The organism is Spongiibacter pelagi, assembly GCF_014705705.1.
Taxonomy (GTDB): domain Bacteria; phylum Pseudomonadota; class Gammaproteobacteria; order Pseudomonadales; family Spongiibacteraceae; genus Spongiibacter; species Spongiibacter pelagi.
This window is the reverse complement of record NZ_JACXLD010000003.1, coordinates 32,301-52,701: the sequence shown is the minus strand read 5'-3', so window position 1 is coordinate 52,701 and position 20,401 is coordinate 32,301. Positions and strand designations below refer to the sequence as shown.

The 20,401-nt window shown below is 52.7% G+C and carries 19 protein-coding genes; 14 read left to right on the top strand and 5 right to left on the bottom strand.

What is annotated here, in order from left to right:
• Window positions 1–7: 7 nt before the first annotated feature.
• The gene (locus IB286_RS15695) at window positions 8–1,321 is read right to left on the bottom strand and encodes a TolC family protein (protein ID WP_190763735.1); all 1,314 of its coding nucleotides are present in this window, start codon (window positions 1,319–1,321) and stop codon (window positions 8–10) included.
• A gap of 184 nt (window positions 1,322–1,505) precedes the next feature.
• Between IB286_RS15695 and IB286_RS06470 the strand changes: the two genes are divergently transcribed.
• Both IB286_RS06470 and IB286_RS06465 read left to right on the top strand, forming a co-directional pair.
• On the top strand, window positions 1,506–2,174 hold the full coding sequence (locus tag IB286_RS06470) for a response regulator transcription factor (RefSeq protein WP_190763732.1): 669 nt from the start codon (window positions 1,506–1,508) through the stop codon (window positions 2,172–2,174).
• A 36-nt stretch (window positions 2,175–2,210) separates the two neighbouring features.
• A complete protein-coding gene (locus IB286_RS06465) occupies window positions 2,211–3,470 on the top strand; it encodes a sensor histidine kinase (RefSeq protein WP_190763730.1) in 1,260 nt (419 codons plus the stop codon).
• Between the two features lie 23 nt (window positions 3,471–3,493).
• On the opposite strand, the gene IB286_RS06460 is transcribed toward IB286_RS06465, so the two are convergent.
• Entirely contained in the window at window positions 3,494–4,531 is a 1,038-nt protein-coding gene (locus IB286_RS06460) for a DUF2333 family protein (RefSeq protein WP_190763728.1), read from the bottom strand.
• A 27-nt stretch (window positions 4,532–4,558) separates the two neighbouring features.
• Complete coding sequence (locus IB286_RS06455) at window positions 4,559–5,005, bottom strand: copper chaperone PCu(A)C (RefSeq protein WP_190763727.1); 447 nt, start codon at window positions 5,003–5,005, stop codon at window positions 4,559–4,561.
• Window positions 5,006–5,135: 130 nt separating this feature from the next.
• Between IB286_RS06455 and IB286_RS06450 the strand changes: the two genes are divergently transcribed.
• From IB286_RS06450 to coq7, 12 genes are all read left to right on the top strand, one after another.
• Window positions 5,136–6,863 carry a protein-disulfide reductase DsbD family protein gene (locus IB286_RS06450; RefSeq protein WP_190763725.1) on the top strand — a complete coding sequence of 576 codons (1,728 nt, stop codon included), beginning with the start codon at window positions 5,136–5,138 and terminating at the stop codon, window positions 6,861–6,863.
• 184 nt (window positions 6,864–7,047) lie between these two features.
• On the top strand, window positions 7,048–7,491 hold the full coding sequence (aroQ, locus tag IB286_RS06445; RefSeq protein ID WP_190763723.1) for a type II 3-dehydroquinate dehydratase: 444 nt from the start codon (window positions 7,048–7,050) through the stop codon (window positions 7,489–7,491).
• A 68-nt stretch (window positions 7,492–7,559) separates the two neighbouring features.
• Window positions 7,560–8,024, top strand: coding sequence for an acetyl-CoA carboxylase biotin carboxyl carrier protein (gene accB, locus IB286_RS06440; RefSeq protein WP_190763721.1), 465 nt, complete (start codon window positions 7,560–7,562; stop codon window positions 8,022–8,024).
• 45 nt (window positions 8,025–8,069) lie between these two features.
• A complete protein-coding gene (accC, locus tag IB286_RS06435) occupies window positions 8,070–9,410 on the top strand; it encodes an acetyl-CoA carboxylase biotin carboxylase subunit (protein ID WP_190763719.1) in 1,341 nt (446 codons plus the stop codon).
• Between the two features lie 14 nt (window positions 9,411–9,424).
• Window positions 9,425–10,312 (top strand): 50S ribosomal protein L11 methyltransferase, encoded by an 888-nt coding sequence (gene prmA / locus IB286_RS06430; protein ID WP_190763717.1) that lies wholly within the window; start codon window positions 9,425–9,427, stop codon window positions 10,310–10,312.
• A 31-nt stretch (window positions 10,313–10,343) separates the two neighbouring features.
• On the top strand, window positions 10,344–11,339 hold the full coding sequence (locus IB286_RS06425) for a DUF3426 domain-containing protein (RefSeq protein WP_190763715.1): 996 nt from the start codon (window positions 10,344–10,346) through the stop codon (window positions 11,337–11,339).
• Window positions 11,340–11,509: 170 nt separating this feature from the next.
• Window positions 11,510–12,538: a tRNA dihydrouridine synthase DusB gene (gene dusB / locus IB286_RS06420; protein ID WP_190763713.1), complete on the top strand. Its 1,029-nt coding sequence runs from the start codon at window positions 11,510–11,512 to the stop codon at window positions 12,536–12,538.
• A complete protein-coding gene (gene fis, locus IB286_RS06415; protein WP_190763711.1) occupies window positions 12,535–12,828 on the top strand; it encodes a DNA-binding transcriptional regulator Fis in 294 nt (97 codons plus the stop codon). Before dusB ends, fis begins: the two co-directional genes overlap by 4 nt.
• 39 nt (window positions 12,829–12,867) lie before the next feature.
• A complete protein-coding gene (gene purH / locus IB286_RS06410) occupies window positions 12,868–14,448 on the top strand; it encodes a bifunctional phosphoribosylaminoimidazolecarboxamide formyltransferase/IMP cyclohydrolase (protein WP_190763709.1) in 1,581 nt (526 codons plus the stop codon).
• 185 nt (window positions 14,449–14,633) lie between these two features.
• Window positions 14,634–15,917, top strand: coding sequence for a phosphoribosylamine--glycine ligase (purD, locus tag IB286_RS06405; protein WP_190763707.1), 1,284 nt, complete (start codon window positions 14,634–14,636; stop codon window positions 15,915–15,917).
• Window positions 15,918–15,927: 10 nt separating this feature from the next.
• A complete protein-coding gene (locus IB286_RS06400; RefSeq protein WP_190763705.1) occupies window positions 15,928–18,756 on the top strand; it encodes a response regulator in 2,829 nt (942 codons plus the stop codon).
• 54 nt (window positions 18,757–18,810) lie between these two features.
• The gene (gene coq7 / locus IB286_RS06395; protein ID WP_190763704.1) at window positions 18,811–19,458 is read left to right on the top strand and encodes a 2-polyprenyl-3-methyl-6-methoxy-1,4-benzoquinone monooxygenase; all 648 of its coding nucleotides are present in this window, start codon (window positions 18,811–18,813) and stop codon (window positions 19,456–19,458) included.
• Between the two features lie 31 nt (window positions 19,459–19,489).
• On the opposite strand, the gene IB286_RS06390 is transcribed toward coq7, so the two are convergent.
• Together IB286_RS06390 and IB286_RS06385 are read right to left on the bottom strand one after the other, a co-directional pair.
• Window positions 19,490–19,897, bottom strand: coding sequence for a VOC family protein (locus IB286_RS06390; protein WP_223826183.1), 408 nt, complete (start codon window positions 19,895–19,897; stop codon window positions 19,490–19,492).
• Between the two features lie 20 nt (window positions 19,898–19,917).
• Window positions 19,918–20,343, bottom strand: coding sequence for an OsmC family protein (locus IB286_RS06385; protein ID WP_190763702.1), 426 nt, complete (start codon window positions 20,341–20,343; stop codon window positions 19,918–19,920).
• Window positions 20,344–20,401 lie beyond the last annotated feature (58 nt).

Genomic DNA, 20,401 nt, shown 5'->3' with positions numbered 1-20,401 from the left:
AAAAGTCTCACAACAATTCCCCCACGATTTGTTTAAAAGACGAAATTCGCGCACTGCGGCGCAGTTGTAGCTGTTGAAGGTGTAGTTCGCTATCTCGATATTCCTGCAGCGCGAGAATGGTAGGACGGATATCAGACTCCCCAAGCTCAAATGCACGCTCGGCCATGTTCCAGCGCTGGCGACTGAGCTCCACGCCAGTGGTCGCCAAACGAATGGCGTTTTCCAACACATCTAAATCGTGCTGCACTTCATGCAGTTGCCGCTGTAATGACAGTCGAGCGTGCTGTAATTGCATATCCAGATTAGCCAGAGATTCGCTGCCCTCAGCTACCGCCGCCGAGGCCACACTGCTACTACCAAAAGGAATGGTGACACTCAGGCCCAAACTTTCAATCTCAGGTTCTAGACGACTCCCCTGCTCACGGCGTATCCGCAGAGCTACCGTGGTATTTCCCGCCGCTTGCTGACGCTGTTGTTCTAACTTAGAAAATTGCTGCTGCTGGCGAGCCATTAAGAAGCGTAACTGGGGGTGTTCAGTGCTGATATCCGAGGTACTAGGAATAGACTCAGTAAGGTTTTCAGGGCGAGCATACAAGCCGGTCAGCATGGTGTACTGCCGCTCGGCATCCACCATTTCCGCTTGGCTTTCCAGCAGTTTCTGCGCCACTTCGATTTTCAGGTTTTCGGCTTGAATATGCTCGGCATAAGCAATTTCACCGGCGCTATAGCGCTTCTCGCTTATCACCAATAATTGCTCAACATCGCCCAGCCGCTTGCCTGCGTGATTAGCCTCAAGTGAACTCATTGCAATTTGATGCAAAGTCTCGCGTACTCGCCCCGTCACGATGAGCCGAAAATAATCATCCCAAGCGTTCTTGCCCTTTTCATACTGCAATGCCAATTGCTTAGCATTTTGTCTTTGGCCCCTTCGCCACAAATCCATTTCGATGCCAGCCTCCATTTCCAGCAAGCCAGTATCATTCACAAATTGATCATCCCAATAATTCACATTGAATCTGGGACGATCCGCCAGCCAGTTTCGGCTGACACGCTGCTGACTTTCCGCTTGCGAGGCATAAGATGCCGTCATTGCATTTTCAGGCGCGCGGGCAAACGCCGCCGCAAAGATATCGGCTACGCTGAGGTCTTTGTCCACCTTCAAGTGGGGATGCTCCTCATGAGGGTGCTCGACTCGAGCATCACTGGATGCATTGATCAGCTCGGAGCTAGCAGAAGAAAATTCGCTAACCATCAGAACCACAACACTCAGACCCGCCAGTGAGAGGCGTTGCCAGAGCCTGTATGAGAAATGAATATCCACTATTCCAACCACACCAATTAAAAATCGGGGTTGATCCTATAAAGCGACTTGTCAAAATTATGTCGAATACGTGAAATAGCGGGGGCTTAGCGTGGTTTCAGTGCAGGTTTGACATTCTATTGGCAATTGTCATGCTACATTTGACATCTCGCTGGGCTGTGAGCCAGAACAAGAAAAACCAGATATGAAGTTATTAATCGTCGAAGACAATCGCGATATCGCCGAAAATATTGCCGACTATTTTGAAGCCCGAGGCCACACCTTAGATTTTGCTACCGATGGCAAACTCGGCCTGCAACTCGCACTAGAAAATGACTTCGACGTAATCGTCCTCGACCTGATGCTACCCAAGCTCGATGGCATTAGTCTGTGCAAGCAACTGCGAGAAAAACAGCTTAGTACCCCTATCATTATGTTGACGGCGCGAGACCAACTGGAAGATAAGCTGCTTGGTTTTAATTCCGGCGCCGATGACTATTTGGTAAAACCTTTCTCCGTTAAAGAGCTTGAGGTTCGCCTGCAAGCCCAAATGAAACGCCAATACACCATGCCGCAAGCCGATCTAACCGTGGCCGATTTGGTTTATAACGCCAGCACCCTGTCAGCCAGTCGTGCAGGGCAAAAACTGGAGCTCAACCCAATCCAACGCAAACTACTTGAGCGCCTGATGCAAGACAGCCCCAATGTGGTTAAGCGGCAACAACTCGAGTTATTGGTCTGGGGCGACAATCCTCCCGATAAAGATATTCTTCGCACGCACATTTACAGCCTGCGCAATATTATCGACAAGCCTTTTCCTGAAAAGCTATTACACACGGTGCATGGTGTTGGCTATCAGCTCTCACCCAGATAATTACCCAAGACACGCCTTTAACAGGAACCGTGCCGAATGAATTCTCACTCACTCCGCCATCGAATGATCGCCACCACAGTGGTCATTATCATCGTCACCAGCACCCTGTTTGCCAGCGTATTGTTATTGATAAAGCAACGGCTTGAAGCAGCCACCTTTGGCAATTTTGTCGAGAGCCATCTCAAAGTACTGATTGAAAATCCGAACAATGCCAGCGCCTTAAATAATTCACCATTCAGTGACTGGTATTTTTATCAAGGCGAAGACATTCTCAAACTGCCTGAAAATATTCAGGCATTGTCGAGCGGCACCTATCACAGCATTGCGCTGCACAATAAACACCTTCACCTACAGATTGTAGATACCGACAAAGGCCGACTTTTTCTGGCCTACGACATCAGCGAATGGGAGGAGCAAGAACACGCACTTCTACGCACACTGGCCATTGGTATTTTGGTGATCACCCTGCTTGCACTCATCATTGCCAGTAAAGCGGCAAACCATTTTCTGGAACCGATTCAACGACTCAGCAAACGCCTATCTGCGCTGCCACCAGGCGAACGCGGCACACGTATTGCCGGTGAATTCCAAGATAGTGATATCAAACAAATCGCCACCGCCTTCGATTCATACCTCACCCGCATTGATCAATTTGTTGATCGCGAGCGTTCGTTTTCTACGGCGGCCAGCCATGAGTTGCGCACACCACTGTCTGTGATGATGGGCGCCACTGACATTCTAGAAAGCTACCAGCATTCCGAGGTTGAGCAACGTGCTCTCGCCCGAATTCGCCGCGCCTGCAAAGATATGTTGGCGTTTATTGAAGCCGCACTTTTCCTTTCAAGAGAAGAAGATGGCCTACTTTTAGAAAGCTACCCCCTCTCACTGGAGCCCTTAATCAGACAACTTGCGCACGACAGTGGGCAGGAAATTACAAAGCACAATAATCACATCGAACTTAATCTCGATAGCAATGTGACTTCGGATATTCCTGAAAGCTTGGTTAAGATTGTGGTTGGTAACGTGTTGCGTAATGCGGTGGAACATACCCAAGATGGCCGCATCACGATCACGCTTAATGGCCCGCAGCTCTCCATCAGCGATACTGGAACCGGTATCAGCCCAGAACACCTAGGCCGAATATTTGAGCGAAGCTTCTCCACCAAAAGTGCCGGCACCGGACTTGGTCTCGATATGGTGAAACGTATCTGCGATCGCTTTGGTATCAGTATTGATATTGATAGCACGCTGCACAAGGGCACGACTGTTACCTTGCTATTCCCGAACAGCCAATAAATCCCTGCCGTTTTTTGACATTCTTAACCCTGAGAAAGCAGATCCCGCAAATCGATAATCGCCGCATTGGCGCGGGAAATATAAGAAGCCATCACCAGCGAGTGATTCGCCAACAAACCAAAACCACTGCCATTCAAAATCATGGGGCTGTACACCGTTTGTTGAGTGCCCTCTAATTCGCGAATAATCTGACGCAAGCTGACCAGCGCATTTTTATTTTGCAACACATTGGCAAAATCCACTTCTACCGCACGCAAAAAATGAATCAGCGCCCAGCAACTGCCGCGGGCTTCAAAAAACACATTATCAATGTCCATCCACGGGGTTTTTACACGCGATTCAGAAGGAGCCGGCGTCGATTGCTGCGCCACCGGATCATTGGCCAAATCCGTATTCACCCGAGTGCGACCCACACTGGCGCCCAAGCGCTGAGACAGAGAGCCCAAACGATTTTCCACCACCGCCAACCAGTAGCGCAGATTATCGGCACGGGCAAAAAACTGCGCCTGCGTTTCGTTCACATCGCTAAGACGTGAGCGATAAGACTTTAAGAATTTCACCCCGGCCCGGTATTCCGACTCCGACGCGGGCACCGCCCAGCTATTAGCTGAAAAATTAAAGCGGGGTTCGGCGCGGGCTAAATCCACATCTTCCTGAGATTGCGACTGACTGCGGCTAAAGCTCTCACGGAAAGCTCGGTTCATATCCCGCACCTGAATCAATACGCCGTACTCCCACGAAGGCATATTGTCCATCAGCAAGCCGGGCAGAGTGATGTCGTTATAGATAAAACCACCGGGCTTATCGAGCAGGATTTCCGCAACATCAATCAGCGCCGTAGTCGTAGTTGAGCCGATCACCGGCTGTGAGGGCTGATCCTGATAATAGCTGGTCTCGGGGTAATCCGGCGTCATGCTCCAGTACACACCGAGGATCAATGAGATCACGATATATATCGCCGCAACGACACCAACACCTTTTACTAATGCGCCGTTACCCAGCCAATCTTGAGCGGCCTCTTTAATGCCCGCCGCCGCATTTTGCAGTTTTTCTTTTATCATTTTTCCCTCTTAAGCTCGTCCCTGAATTCAGTGGTGTTTGTGCAGCACGCTAATGACAGGGGCGGTAATCTGGATCTCTTCACCATCGTCAGCGACCAAGGTCAGCAGCACACTCTCACCTTCTTTTAAAGGCCGCTTCAGCCCAATCATCATCAAATGATAATTACCGGGCTTTAGTTCCAACTCACCGTTAGCAGGTATGCGAATACTCGACTGTTTTACCATGCGCATCATGCCATTGTTATGAATATGCTGATGAAACTCGAGGGTTTGTGCCGCATCGCTGTAGGCCGAAACCAAGTTCACATCGGAACTGCGGGTATTTTTCAGGGTCATAAACGCCGCTGTTACCTTTTGCGTCGGCGGCATACCTCTAACGTAAGCCTCTGATACCGTTAGCGCTGGCACAGCTTGCTCCGCCCACAGCGGTGCGCACAAGCCGCCCAGAACCATGATTAAAATTAGACGAAACAATGATTTTCCTCCAAACCCACTATCCGTTCGCCGCCGCCAAAATCTGCATATATCGATTTCACCGGCATGGCACAGGCCCTATACTGGGCCCAAATTCTAATGATGATCATACCGTTACCCATACTTGAATATGAAATCACTGTTCACGTTTTTACTGTTATTTGTTGTTAATTTTGCACTGCTTCCCTCGCAAGGGCTGGCCGCTACCGACCCATTTGCCGAAGAAGCAAATACTCAGTCAGAACCCAGTTTTCTGCCAGTCGAACAAGCCTATCAAGTCGATCTGGTCGAGAACGGCGATCAGTTAACCGCGTTTTGGACTATTGCTGACGGCTACTATCTCTACCGCGAGCGCTTTGCGGTTAGTGAATTAAACACCGCAACAACATCTACTCTGTCTGCCGAATACGAAACAGGGAAGATCAAACACGACGAATTCTTTGGCGAAACCGAGGTGTACTACAACGCCACCGCCATCCACATCAGCGGCTTCTCCAACGATGCGCAGGCCATTTTCAAAATTCGTTCTCAAGGTTGCGCCGATGCGGGGCTCTGTTACCCGCCGCGCGATCAATTTTTTACTCGAGATGGCAAGGGTGGATTTACCGAGCTGGACGCCAAAACGGCCCGCGCCATGGCCGCAGGTGAAACCAACAACACGGTCACAGCAGCAAGCGCTCCCGTTGGCGTAGCCAGCCTGCTATTTATTTTGCTTTCGGCGGCGCTGGGCGGCGCTATTCTGAATTTAATGCCCTGCGTATTCCCGGTTTTGGGGCTGAAAGTATTAAGTTTTGCCAATGCCCATGAAGGCCGCCCAAGCGGACACGGCCTATCTTATACCGCCGGCGTGGTACTCAGCTTTATCGCCGTTGCCGGGGTCTTGATTGGGCTCCAGCAAGCCGGCCAAGCTGTGGGTTGGGGTTTCCAACTACAAAGCCCGTGGTTTGTCAGCGCCCTTGCCGGCCTGTTTTTTGTGCTGAGCTTGAATATGCTTGGCCTGTTTGAGATCGGCGGCAGCTTTATGAGTTTGGGCGGCGAACTTACTCAAAAGGGCGGTTACCAAGGCAGCTTTTTCACCGGCGTTTTAGCCACCCTAGTTGCCAGCCCCTGTACCGCACCCTTTATGGGCAGCGCCGTAGGTTTTGCCGCCACTCAACCACCAGCTATATCGCTATTGGTATTTGCCGCCCTCGGCCTCGGTATGGCCTTACCTATTTTATTACTGACGCTGTTTCCTCGCTGGCTGGCCCTATTGCCCAAGCCCGGCATGTGGATGGTGACCCTGCGCCAGTTTATGGCCTTCCCGCTATTAGCCACCGCCATCTGGTTGGCATGGGTTGTTGGCCGTCAAACCGGCGCCAATGGCATGGCCGCCAATCTACTCTGCTGGCTGCTTATCGGCTTTGCGCTGTGGTTATGGCAGCGCAAAACACTGGGTAAAGGCCTTGCCCTGCTCAGCCTGTTAGCCATTCCCTTTTTATTGGCCAATACCTTTAACGCTGATAACAGCAAACAACTGCAGCAGCAGTCCGGCTTTGATCGCAGTCAAATCGAGCGCTTCCGTGAAAATGGTCAGGCGGTTTTTCTGGATGTCACCGCCGACTGGTGTATCACCTGCGCTGCCAATGAAAATCTGGTATTGAATACCGACGAAATTCAACAGGCCTTTGCCGAGCGAAACATTGTCTATCTGGTCGCGGACTGGACACGTTACGACCCTGCCATTACCGACTTACTGGCCGACTATCAGCGCAATGGTGTGCCGCTTTATTTGTACTTCCCCGCAGACATCGCCCAGCCGGCGGTGGTTTTGCCTCAAATTCTCACCAAAGAGATTGTGTTAAGCAGCTTGAGGTAGATCAAAATATAATCAACACAGTGTTGTCACTGAAAACAACATTGCAGGAATATGACTGGAAACTTCGGGGAATCTGCAGGGATTAGGCATATATCTCAAAAATTCTCCAGAAAGCCCTTGAACCCCGTTTTGTAAATAGTGCACAATCCGCAGCATTATCAGACGGGGATATATCTGCACCGCTATGGCTTCCATTCTTGTATTGCACGGCCCCAATCTAAACTTGCTCGGCACCCGGGAACCCGGCGTGTACGGCTCGCAAACCCTCGACGACATTAATACCAGCCTGCAACAAGCCGCCACAGATGCCGGCCACCACTTGCAGTGCCTGCAAAGCAATGCCGAATACGAATTAATCGAGCGTATTCATACCGCTCGCCCCGAGGGTATTAATTTTATTATTTTCAATCCCGCTGCGTTCACCCATACCAGTGTAGCGCTGCGGGATGCACTGCTGGCGGTAGACATTCCTTTTATAGAGGTTCACCTGTCTAACGTTTACCAGCGCGATGAATTCCGCCACCACTCTTTCTTCTCAGATATTGCCAAAGGCGTGATCTGCGGATTGGGTGCGCAGGGTTACTTGCTGGCGCTGCAAGCGGCCATTGCTGCGCTAGAAAACAATTAAGCCCGCAAGGGTAACAACAATATTTACGCTTCACTTTTATTTATTTGAACACTTATTAGAGAGTCACTATGGACATCAGAAAAGTAAAAAAACTGATTGAGCTGCTCGAAGAATCCAATATCGATGAGCTGGAGATTAAAGAGGGCGAAGAGTCTGTTCGTATCAGCCGCAACAGCGGTAATGTTGCCGCGCCAGCACAATACTACGCACAGCCTGCACCCGTAGCAGCGGCGCCTGTTGCTGCGCCCGCCGCGGCGGCACCGGCTGAAGCAGCCCCCGCCGCAGAAAAAGCCATTAATGGCCATGTGATCAAATCACCCATGGTCGGCACTTTCTACCGCGCGCCGTCACCCGGCTCACCGGCCTTTGCCGAAGTTGGCCAACACGTTAAAGCTGGCGATGTTGTCTGCATCGTCGAAGCGATGAAGATGATGAACCAGATCGAAGCGGACAAGTCCGGTGTAATCGAGGCCATTTTGGTCGACGACGCCCAACCCGTGGAATTCGATCAGCCATTGATCACCATCGTTTAATTCTGGAAACGGCTGACGCCATTCCCAAACACAGACGGATTCGACATGCTTAAAAAAGTCGTTATTGCAAACCGAGGCGAAATCGCCCTGCGGATTTTGCGTGCCTGTAAAGAAATGGGCATCAAAACTGTGGCGGTTCACTCCCTCGCAGACCGCGATCTGATGCACGTTCGCCTCGCCGATGAGGCAGTGTGTATAGGCCCCGCACCTTCACCCGCCAGCTATTTAAATATTCCCGCTATTATCAGTGCCGCCGAAGTCACTGATGCGGTGGCCATCCACCCTGGCTACGGCTTTCTGGCGGAAAACGCCGATTTTGCCGAGCAAGTGGAAAAGAGCGGCTTCACCTTTATTGGCCCCAATGCCGATGTTATCCGCCTGATGGGCGATAAAGTTTCGGCCATCAAAGCCATGAAAGAAGCAGGCGTACCCACCGTACCCGGCTCCGACGGCCCGATTACCGAAGACGGCGACCGCACCATGCAAATCGCCCGGCGCATTGGCTACCCCGTTATTATTAAAGCTGCTGCCGGTGGCGGTGGTCGCGGTATGCGCGTGGTTCACAGCGAAGCCGCCCTGCTGAATGCGGTTTATGTGACCCAGTCTGAAGCCAAAGCGGCTTTTGGTGACGATACGGTCTACATCGAAAAATTTCTGGAAAATCCACGCCACGTGGAAATTCAGGTACTGGCCGACGGCCAAGGCAATGCCATTCACCTCGGTGATCGCGACTGCTCCTTGCAGCGCCGCCACCAAAAGGTATTGGAAGAAGCCCCCGCTCCCGGCATTCCCGATGACGTGCGCAACCGCGTTGCCATGTCCTGTGTCGACGCTTGTAAAAAGATCAACTATCGCGGTGCGGGCACCTTTGAGTTCCTTTACGAAAACGGCGAGTTCTTCTTTATTGAAATGAACACCCGTATTCAGGTTGAGCACCCTGTCAGCGAAATGGTGACCGGCATAGACCTGATTAAAGAGCAACTGAAAATTGCTGGCGGTGAAAAATTGAGCCTGACCCAGGACGATATCGTGATCAAAGGCCATGCCTTTGAATGCCGTATCAACGCCGAAGACCCCAAAACCTTTATGCCCTGCCCCGGTACGATCAAGCATTACCACGCGCCGGGCGGCTTAGGGGTTCGGGTAGATTCGCACCTGTACAGCGGCTACACCGTACCGCCGAACTACGATTCCATGGTGGCTAAAATCATCACTTGGGGCGACGACCGCAAACAAGCACTCAACCGTATGCGCACTGCGCTGGACGAGCTGATTGTTGACGGCATTCGCACCAACACGGAGTTGCACCGAGATCTGGTACGCGACAGCGCTTTCAAAGAAGGCGGCGTCAGCATTCATTATCTCGAAAAGAAATTAAAGCTCTAAGGTTCCTAAAAATAATGAGCTGGATTCAACTACGTCTATCGGCAAATAGGGAAAGTGCCTCGGCACTGGAAGATGCGCTAATGGAAATTGGCGCCGCCGCCGTCACCATGGAAGACGGCGCCGATCAACCCGTTTTTGAACCCGGCGTTGGTGAGCGTCCGGTATGGGACAGCACTCGGGTAACCGGGCTGTTCAGTGCTGATGCCGACACCGATGCACTGCTGGTCGCCTTGGCGGCCAGCTATACTGCACCCCTGCCCCCACTAAAAGTAGAAATTCTTGAAGATCGCGACTGGATTCGCGAGTGGATGGACAGCTACCAACCTATTCAATGTGGCGAGCGCCTGTGGATTTGCCCAAGCTGGCGCGAACCGACGGATGCCAATGCCGTCAACTTGATGCTAGACCCCGGTCTGGCCTTTGGCACCGGCACCCACCCCACCACGTTTCTCTGCCTGCAATGGCTGGATCAACAAGACCTAACAGGTAAAACCGTGATCGACTACGGTTGCGGCTCCGGCATTCTCGGCATTGCCGCGCTATTGCTCGGCGCGGAAAAAATGATCGCGGTGGACAACGATCCCCAGGCACTAATCGCCACCCGCGACAATGCTCAGCGCAATAATATCGCCCCTGAACGCGTTGAGTGTTTTCTACCTACGCAAATTCCAGAAAACCTGAGCGGCGATGCGGTGGTTGCCAATATTCTGGCCGGCCCACTGCTAGAGCTGGCCCCGCAACTGGCCGGCTATCTGGCACCGGCAACCCCAATCTGCCTCTCGGGCATACTGCACACCCAGGGCGATTTACTGAGCGAGCGCTACAGCGAATGGTTTACTGACATAGACCGCGCCCAGCGCGAGGAATGGCTAAGGATTACCGGACAGCGCAAAGCCGGGTAAACTACCGGCTTTCTCCGACCACGCTCACACCATGACTGACAGCATTCACGCCGACAATAAAGAAAGTAATAAAAGCATCCACACCCGCTGTCCCGAATGTGAAACCCGCTTTCGCGTACAAGACGCCCAGCTACAGGCGGCTGGCGGCTTGGTTCGTTGCGGCGTATGTATGCATATTTTTAATGCCAACACGCCCGCTCTAGATACACCCTTGCAAGAAACACTAGAAGTAGAAAACCAGATCGCCACCATCGAGGCGCCTCAAGAAGCAGAAATCGAAGAGACTGCACCGGAAGCATTAGAACCTGAAACCCCTGCCATTGAGGCAATCCAGCCCGAAGCAAGCCAGTCCGAAGCCATCAAGTCCGAAGTAATCCAGTCCAAAACAAGCCTGCCTGAGACTGACGAAGCCACTCCCGTCGACGAAAGCAAACCGCACAGCGAACGCAGCCCGCTGGAAATACTCAGCTCGCTCAACACCCACAATCACGACTTTGAACATCACCAAGCGCCACCAGCTTACCGCCGTGGCGTGTGGGTATTATTGTGCGCCATCGCCGCGCTAGGAATCATCGGCCAACTCTTACTGTGGAAACAACAAGAGCTGCTGGCCACGCCTTCTGGCGAAAAATTTCTGACGCTATGCGAAAGCAAACACTGGCCCTGCGAGAATTGGTTGCAAAAACTGTCTCGCGAAAGCCAAGTTGATGCACCCAAGGTACAACAACTGCAATCCCAAAACCTGTTAGTGCGCAAACACCCAGAACGGGAGCACGCGCTGCAAATCGACACCATCATTGTCAACAATGGCAGTGACGCCGTTCCCTTTCCCAACCTCGCCCTAAGATTTAGCGACCTCAACGATCAGGAACTGGCTAGTCGGATATTTAAACCACGCGAATATTTGGCTGGCGAACTGCGCGGGCTTTCCCTGTTACCGCCTCGACAACCCGTCCACATTGCCCTGGCGATCGTTGACCCCGGCCCGGATGCGGTCAATTATCGACTGGAATTGAGTCCAAATTAGGCTCAGACAAGCGCCCACATAGCAAAATTTTCCCGCTCTCGCCAGTCCAAAATTCGCCGCAAAAACTGGTTATTTTTTAAACGCAAGACTTCCGATCACCCCACCTTGCGAGTATCATAGCCGGCCTGTTTTTTCGCGGTCACTGAACTCTCCGAGGCGTATTTCTGGACATGAAGTCACTTGCTATTGGCCCCCATCCGCTCCCATCGCGAGCCGTGTTGGCACCAATGGCAGGGATAACGGATCTGCCCTTTCGCCGTCTTTGCCGACGCTTTGGCGCCGGTCTGACCACCTCGGAAATGCTGATCAGTAACAGCGAGCTCTGGCATACCCGCAAGAGTCATCTGCGTCTGGCCGCCGACGATGAAGGCCCCCGCGCCGTTCAAATTGCCGGCGCCGACCCAGACATGATGGCCGATGCCGCCCGAGGCTGCGAAGCCATGGGCGCCGATATCATTGATATCAATATGGGCTGCCCTGCCAAAAAAGTTTTGAAACGTGCCGCAGGCTCTGCCCTGTTGCGCGAACCAGAACTGGTTGAACAAATATTGCGCGCCGTGGTCGCCTCGGTTTCGATTCCGGTGACTCTGAAAATTCGCACCGGCTGGTCAACCGATCAGCGCAATGGGGTAGAGATTGCCCGCATGGCGGAAGACCTCGGCATTCAGTCGCTCGCCGTTCATGGCCGCAGCCGAGCCTGCCGGTTTATGGGCGAAGCCGAATACGACACCATCGCCGAGATCGCTCAGGCACTCAGCATTCCGGTATTCGCCAATGGCGATATCGACAGCGTCGAAAAAGCCGCCGAGGTATTGGCCTACACCGGTGCCGACGGCGTGATGATCGGTCGCAGCGCCCAGGGGCGACCCTGGATTTTTCAGGAAATAAATCATTTTCTGGAAACCGGACAACACATGGCACCGATCGCCAAAGAGCTTAAACAGGCGGTACTGCTAGAACACCTGCAGTCACTGCACCAGTTCTACGGAGAACATCAAGGCTTAAGAATCGCGCGTAAACACTGCGCGTGGTATCTGGCCCAAGACAACACCAAAGAACAAAACGGAACGGCCGCGACTCACTTCAACGAGGAGTTTCGACGCCAGTTCAACACACTGGATTCAGCCAGTGCACAACTTGACGCTATTCAAACTTTCTTTGAACAGCGAGAACAATTTACACAGGATGCCGCCGCATGAACCTTAGCACCAACGAAGCCCTAGACAACGTCACCAGCACCCTGAGCAACGACATCAGCCAGGCCAAAACGCTGCGTGAAAGTGTGTCTATTGCCATCACCACTTACCTTACCAATATCGACGGTCAAGACGTCACCGACGTTTACAATATGGTGCTCGCCGAAGTTGAAGCCCCACTGCTTGAAGAAGTGATGCGCTACACCCGCAACAACCAAACCAAGGCCTCTCAAATGCTGGGCCTGAATCGCGGTACCCTGCGCAAAAAGCTCAAGCAATACGACCTGCTTTAATCCCAGATTTCTCTCACTTTATATAGGCACAAAACAGGCATGACTTCAGACTCTCAGACTCGCCGCGTAAACCGCGCTCTGATCAGTGTTTCCGACAAATCCGGCATTGTGGAATTCGCCCGCGAACTCCGCGCCATGAATGTTGAACTGCTCTCTACCGGCGGCACCTTCCGCCTGCTGGAGCAAAACAATATCGAGGTAACTGAAGTTGCCGACTACACCGGCTTCCCAGAAATGATGGACGGCCGGGTTAAGACCCTGCACCCCAAAGTCCACGGCGGTATTTTAGGCCGTCGCGGCACTGACGATGCCATTATGGCCGAGCACGGCATCTCTGCCATCGACATGGTTGTGGTCAACCTCTACCCCTTTGAAGCTACCGTTGCCAAACCCGACTGCAGCCTGGAAGACGCCATCGAAAATATCGACATTGGCGGCCCCACCATGGTTCGCGCCGCGGCCAAAAACCACCGCGATGTCGCCATTGTGGTTAACGCCAGCGACTACAGCAGCATTCTCGAAGAAATGCGCGGCAATGAAGGCAGCCTGAGCCAAGCCACCCGCTTTGATCTGGCAATCAAAGCTTACGAACACACCGCCGCCTATGATGGCGCTATTGCCAATTACTTTGGCCGTCTGGTTCCCGGTGGCAGCGACAAATTTCCACGTACCTTCAACAGCCAATTCCTCAAAGCACAGGAAATGCGCTACGGCGAAAATCCCCATCAGGATTCAGCCTTCTATGTTGAAAAAGCCCCCACCGAAGCCTGCATTGCCACGGCAACCCAGTTGCAGGGCAAAGAGCTGTCTTACAACAATATCGCCGACACCGACGCCGCTCTGGAATGCGTGAAATCGTTCACCAAGCCCGCCTGCGTTATCGTCAAACACGCCAACCCCTGCGGTGTGGCCGTGTCGCTAAACGGCATTGGCGAAGCCTACGAACTAGCCTTCGCCACCGATCCAGAATCTGCGTTCGGCGGCATTATCGCCTTTAACCGCGAGCTGGATGCGGCTACCGCCAAAGCCATTTGCGACCGCCAATTTGTGGAAGTGATTATCGCTCCGAGCATCAGCACCGAGGCACAGGCGATTGTCGCTGAGAAGAAAAATGTGCGCCTGCTGGCCTGCGGCCAATGGGATCAAAGCCAGCCCGCCTTCGACTACAAACGCGTTAATGGCGGCCTGCTGATTCAAGACCGCGACCTCGGCATGGTCGGCGCCGACGACCTGAAAGTGGTCACCAAGCGTCAGCCCACCGAAGCGGAAATCCACGACCTGATTTTCACTTGGAAAGTCGCCAAGTTCGTTAAATCTAACGCCATTGTTTACGGTAAAAACCGTCAAACCATCGGTGTTGGCGCCGGCCAGATGAGCCGCGTTAACTCTGCACGTATCGCAGCAATTAAAGCCGAACACGCAGGCCTGGAAGTGAAGGGCGCAGTGATGGCATCTGACGCCTTCTTCCCCTTCCGCGACGGCATCGACAATGCGGCCCAAGTGGGGATTAGCTGTATTATTCAGCCCGGCGGTTCGATTCGGGATGAGGAAGTGATTGCGGCAGCGGATGAGCATGGCATGGCTATGGTATTTACCGGGATGCGCCACTTTAGACACTAATCCTTTTGCGGGCTGATCTTTTGTCGCAAATCCGGCGTTGAAAATGTGCTCAGTCGGTCGTGTATAAAGCATACACTCCCTCCCTGCGCGCATTTTCGTCTTGGCTTTACGACAAAATTTTTAGCCCTCTATGCTGTAAATATTGTTAAACGCGGCATAACGAGAACAAATTTAGAGAAACGACTATGAACGTACTGATTATTGGCTCTGGTGGCCGCGAACACGCACTGGCATGGAAGGCCGCGCAGTCTGCAAATGTAGACACGGTTTTTGTGGCGCCGGGCAATGCCGGTACTGCGCTAGACAGCGGTATTGAGAATGTCGAGATCGGTGTGGGTGATTTCGAAGCGCTGGCTAATTTTGCCGAGAACAATAATGTCGGCCTGACCATTGTCGGCCCGGAAGCGCCGCTGGTGGATGGTGTGGTCGATTATTTTTCTGAACGCGGTTTGCCGTGTTTCGGCCCCAGCAAAGGCGCGGCGCAACTGGAAGGCTCCAAGGCGTTTACCAAGGATTTTCTGGCGCGCCAAAATATCCCAACCGCCGATTATCAAAACTTTACCGAGTTGGAACCCGCACTGGCTTATCTGCGTGAAAAAGGCGCACCAATTGTGGTGAAAGCGGACGGTTTGGCGGCGGGTAAAGGCGTAATTGTTGCCGAGACCTTGGAGCAAGCTGAAGAAGCCGTGCGCGATATGCTGTCGGGTAATGCCTTTGGTGATGCCGGTTGTCGCGTCGTCATTGAAGAGTTTCTTGAAGGCGAAGAAGCCAGCTTTATTGTCATGGTCGACGGCAAAAACATTCTGCCAATGGCCACCAGTCAGGATCACAAACGCGTTGGCGATGGCGACACCGGCCCCAATACCGGCGGCATGGGCGCTTACTCCCCTGCACCAGTAGTGACTGACGATGTGTTCCAGCGCATTATGGAACAGGTTATTGAACCCACAGTGAAAGGCATGGCCGCCGAAGGCAATGACTACACCGGCTTCCTCTATGCCGGCTTGATGATCAACCCGCAAGGTCAGCCCAAAGTCATTGAATACAATTGCCGCTTTGGCGATCCAGAAACCCAGCCGATTATGCTGCGCCTGCAATCTGACTTGGTGGCACTGTGCCAAGCCGCCCTAGCGGGTGAATTGGATAGAGCCAGCGCTGAATGGGATAGCCGTCCCGCCGTTGGCGTGGTGATGGCCGCCGGTGGCTATCCCGGCGATTATGCCAAGGGCCAAGAAATTCGCGGCATTCCCGCAGAAACTGAAGCCAGCAAGGTTTTCCATGCCGGCACCAAGCTCGACGGCGACAAACTGCTGAGTGCTGGCGGTCGAGTGCTGTGTGTAACCGCACTGGGCGAGAGTGTCAGCGCCGCACAACAGCTTGCCTATAAAAACCTTCACCAGATAGAGTGGCAGGATGCCTACTACCGCAACGACATCGCCTACCGCGCCATCGCCCGAGAAAACGCGTAACGGGAACGCTATGCCGCACATTTCTAGCGGTGGCATGAAGCGCGCTGGTTCAGCGCGGGCTCAGCGAAACCACAGCTCCATTCTCTGGCTGTGGTTTTGCTTGCTCAGCGTGCTCTGCATCTACAGCAATACCAGCCTTGCCCACGGGGTCGATCTTAGCGACACCAACTCCTACGATACACTGCAACACAATCTCACGGTCTACAGTCGCGGAGCAGACATCGACTGGCCTGAAATCAGTGCGCCAGAAAATCAGCCCTATTTTCATTTGTTAAAAACCGGCGATTTACTGCTGTCAGAAGCCATGCCCCGCTATTGGCTAAGTTTTGAAATCAGTAACGAAAGCGAGGACTTGGCTCAGGCCTTTCTCTCCCTTGAACCCAATACCCTCGATGATGTGCGCCTGTTTTGTGGCGGCAAGGAAATAACACCGGTTCAGCCCTTAAAGTGGAGCCGCGACGGCCACCTCTTTAATTTACGGCTGCACGAAGATGGCCATCAAACCTGTTTCTTACAAGTGGGAGACAAGAACAGTCACTACTTGGTAGCCGATATTTTAAGCAGTGACGATTTGCTAAGTAAAATTGGCCAGGAGCTGGTGAAAGACGCCGCAATTCTTTGCGCCTTATTAATCATCATGCTCTATAACATTTTCGCCCTGTTTTACTACGGCGACAAACTCTTTGCCGGCTTGGCCGTACACAGCTTACTCATTATTACCTCGGTCGCCTTCGCCTTGGGCTATATCGGCATACCGCAGGGCCTGCTGCCGCCGTGGCCCAATGCCAGCATGGCTTTTCTGATTGCTGGTATCTTTATCATCCCCAATCTTTACCTGCGTTTTTTTCCGATCTACCCGTCCTACCTCGCAGGATTTTGGAATCCCGTCACGTCCGGCCTGATTATCTTTAACTTGGTGGCTGCAACGATCTACACCATCACAGAGGGGAAATATGGTCTGGGCTTGATGATTTTAGTGGTCGTCCTCAACCCCTTTGCCCAGCTCATTTGCACCTTGCAAAGTTTCTGGCAGCAATATCAACCACTGCTCTTAGGATATTTGCTTCTGCGCCTAGCGGTTACCCTGCTGGTGGTTCAAGCCATCATCGCTCAGATGACACAGAGCTTTGAACCCGAACTGATTTTCTACTGGCTTATTTTCAGTTTAATTCTCAGCCAATATCTACACAGCGGTTTGCTGGTCCTACGCAACCACGAAAAAGTCCGCCAGCAGGTGCAAACCAGCTCGCGACTTCACGCGGCCAATGAGGTCAACCGGGCAAAATCCGAAATGCTCACCCGACTCACCCACGATATTCGCACCCCGCTAAGCGCCATACTCGGCGTGTCTGAAATGCTGGGCGAAAGTCGCTTAAGCCTGACCCAGCGCCGATATATCGAGACACTTCAACAGTCCAGCCATGAATTGCTGGGCATATTGGATGAATCCAGTCAGGCCTATCAGCCACACGAACAAGACGAGGAGCCAGTTACCGAGCTATTCAAACTGGAAGACCTGCTCGCCAACCTAATGGACAGTTTCCGCAATATGGCGGCGGAGCGTCAGCTTGAACTTGCGGTAGATATCGACCCCGAACTTCCCGCCCAGTACGTCGGTGATCCAACCCGGATTAAGCAGCTGCTAAGCCACGCCATTAACAGCGCCTTTGAACACCGCCAAGAAGGCATGATTTTATTAAGCATTAGCCGCCCCTCGCCAATGCGTCGCCACCTTGCCTTTACGGTTTCTCACAAGGGCCGCCCATTTTCAGAGCAAGAGAAACTGGCCGCCCAACGGCAGTGGGCAGAAGATGGCTCAAGCATGATCAATAACCGTTTTGCGATCATGGCGCAGCTTTGCCAACTACTCGACGGGCAAATCAATCTCAGCACCAACAACCAAAACCTACATCAGGTCAGCCTGCTTGTCGCCGCAGAAATTGCCTTGGTCGACAGCAGGCCCATTGAGAAAATGGATTCCTTACAAGGTAAAGCGGTGCTGCTGGTCGACGACAACCCGATCCTGCTCGACCTGCTAAGTCGTCAATGCCAGTCTTGGGAAATGGATATTTTAGCCGCGCAAAGTATTCCCGAGGCGATCGCCCAATTGCGCAACCGGCAACTGCTCGGCAAATCAATCGATATTGTTTTGCTCGACAGCAAACTGCCCAATAGCGGCCTCGACTTAGCCCAGCAAATCTGGGAAGAACATATTCAAAAAAATCTGACCCCGCCCATACAAATGCTACTGGCCTTTGCCAACCTGCAACTCAGCCGCGACGAACTGCAAAGCGCCCATATCAGCCGCGTATTAAGCAAGCCAATCAGCTCACCCGCCCTGCGCAGTGCCATGCTTAGCGAGCTGCATTACAGCAATATTCAAACGCCGCTTAATCCCACCGGCTACCGCACCGCCAGCTTGCCAGACCGGCAATTGCACTGCCTTATTGCGGAAGACAACCCAGCCAATGCGCTGGTACTGAGCAAAATGCTGGAATCGCTGGGCATCATTGTCACACAAGTGGAAAACGGCCAACTGGCCCTAGACCGGTTTTACCGCCACCACTTCGACGCCGTGATTCTCGATATTGAGATGCCAGTATTAAATGGTATTGAGGCCTGCAAACAAATGCGGGCCTTTGAGCGGGAAAGTGGCAGCCGTGATCGCGCTGCGATTCTCGGTTTAACCGCCAATCCCCTCGAGGATTATGCCGAAGCCTTTCTGAATATCGGCATGGACATGCACCTCAACAAGCCGATTAGATTATGGGAGCTGGAAGAAGCACTGCGGCGCTGGGTAAACCTTGATACGCCACAGGCTCCATTGACCGAAGACTAACGTATACTTAACGAGTGCAGGCCAAGTGCGGAATACAGAACTGGAGGGCCAACAATGACAAGACAACTCAGCGTGCTCGACAGATTAATCATGGGTGCAGATCGCGGGCTCAAAACCTTGGCCCGTGGCAGTGCCAGCCCACAGCGCAAAAGTCCCGCCGAGACAGAAAACAACACGGTAATTGAGTTAGACGCGCAGCAAAAAGCCCATACCGCCGGATTAATGCGTATTAACCATACTGGTGAGGTTTGCGCCCAAGCGCTTTACCAAGGGCAGGCTTTAACCGCCAAAAACCCAGTGGTGCGCGAGGCGATGGAACACGCCGCAGAAGAAGAGATTGATCATTTAGCGTGGTGCGAACAACGCCTGCGTGAATTGGACAGCCACACCAGCCTGCTTAATCCCCTTTTTTACGCCGGATCATTCGCCATTGGTGCCACCGCTGGCGCCATTAGTGATCGCATCAGCCTCGGTTTTGTCGCCGCCACCGAACAACAGGTTTGCCAGCATCTGGAAGAACATTTAGAAAGCCTGCCTGAGACCGACACCAAATCCCGCGCCATACTCAGCCAAATGCTGGAAGATGAATCCGCCCATGCCAGCAAGGCACTGGAGTATGGTGGCCTGCAATTTCCCCTACCTGTACGGCAAGTCATGACCTTGATGTCGAAAGTGATGACGAAATCCACCTACAAAATCTAAGGCGCTGCTGAGTTGTGAGAGCAGTGGTTAATCAGTAGCTTTCAGCGATGGGGGGATGATGAATGATCTGTACCAAATTCCCATCCGGATCGAGAAAATAAAAACTGCGCGCGCCATCGCGATGGGTACGCGGCGCGGCTTTAATGGCGGTGCCGTGGGATTTTAGAAAATCATGCCAAGCGTCCACATCCTCAGCCGCCTGCACAATTAAACCGAGATGATCCAAGCGCTGCCCAGCCAACGGACGCTCACCCGCCGGCGCTCGGTGCAGGGCAAGATTGTCACAACCGGAACACAGATAAACATTGTCCGCATCCGGCTGCCACTCCACCGCGAAACCTAATAGCTCGGTATAAAACGTCACCGTTGCATCAAAGTGTTCAATAAACAGGGCGATATGGCGCATGCCCCGGTGAGGGCGTGGACGCGGGATACTCATTTCAATACCTCGGGCAATACTCAGGCGTCTAGCTCGACAATCTCGTAGCTGTGGCTGACTTCCACACCGGCTTTTTCCATCATAATCGACGCCGAGCAGTATTTTTCAGCCGACAATTCAACCGCCCGCTTCACATGGGCTTCTTTCAAGTTGCGGCCGCTAACGACAAATTTCAGATGAATCTTCTCAAATACCGCAGGCACGGCATCGGCGCGCTGAGCATCGAGTTCACAGCGGCAATCCTGCACCTGCTGACGAGACTTGTGCAGCATGCTCATCACATCAAATGAGGCGCAGCCCCCCATGCCAATCAGCAACATTTCCATGGGGCGAACACCCATATTACGGCCACCGTGGTCTTCTGGACCATCCATCACTACCGAATGACCGCTGCCTGACTCACCCAAAAACATGGCGCCATCGACCCACTTCACAGTTGCTTGCATGCCTACCTCAAATCACTTACTGAAATAATTGCGCGAAGCTTATCACAGCAATAATTTT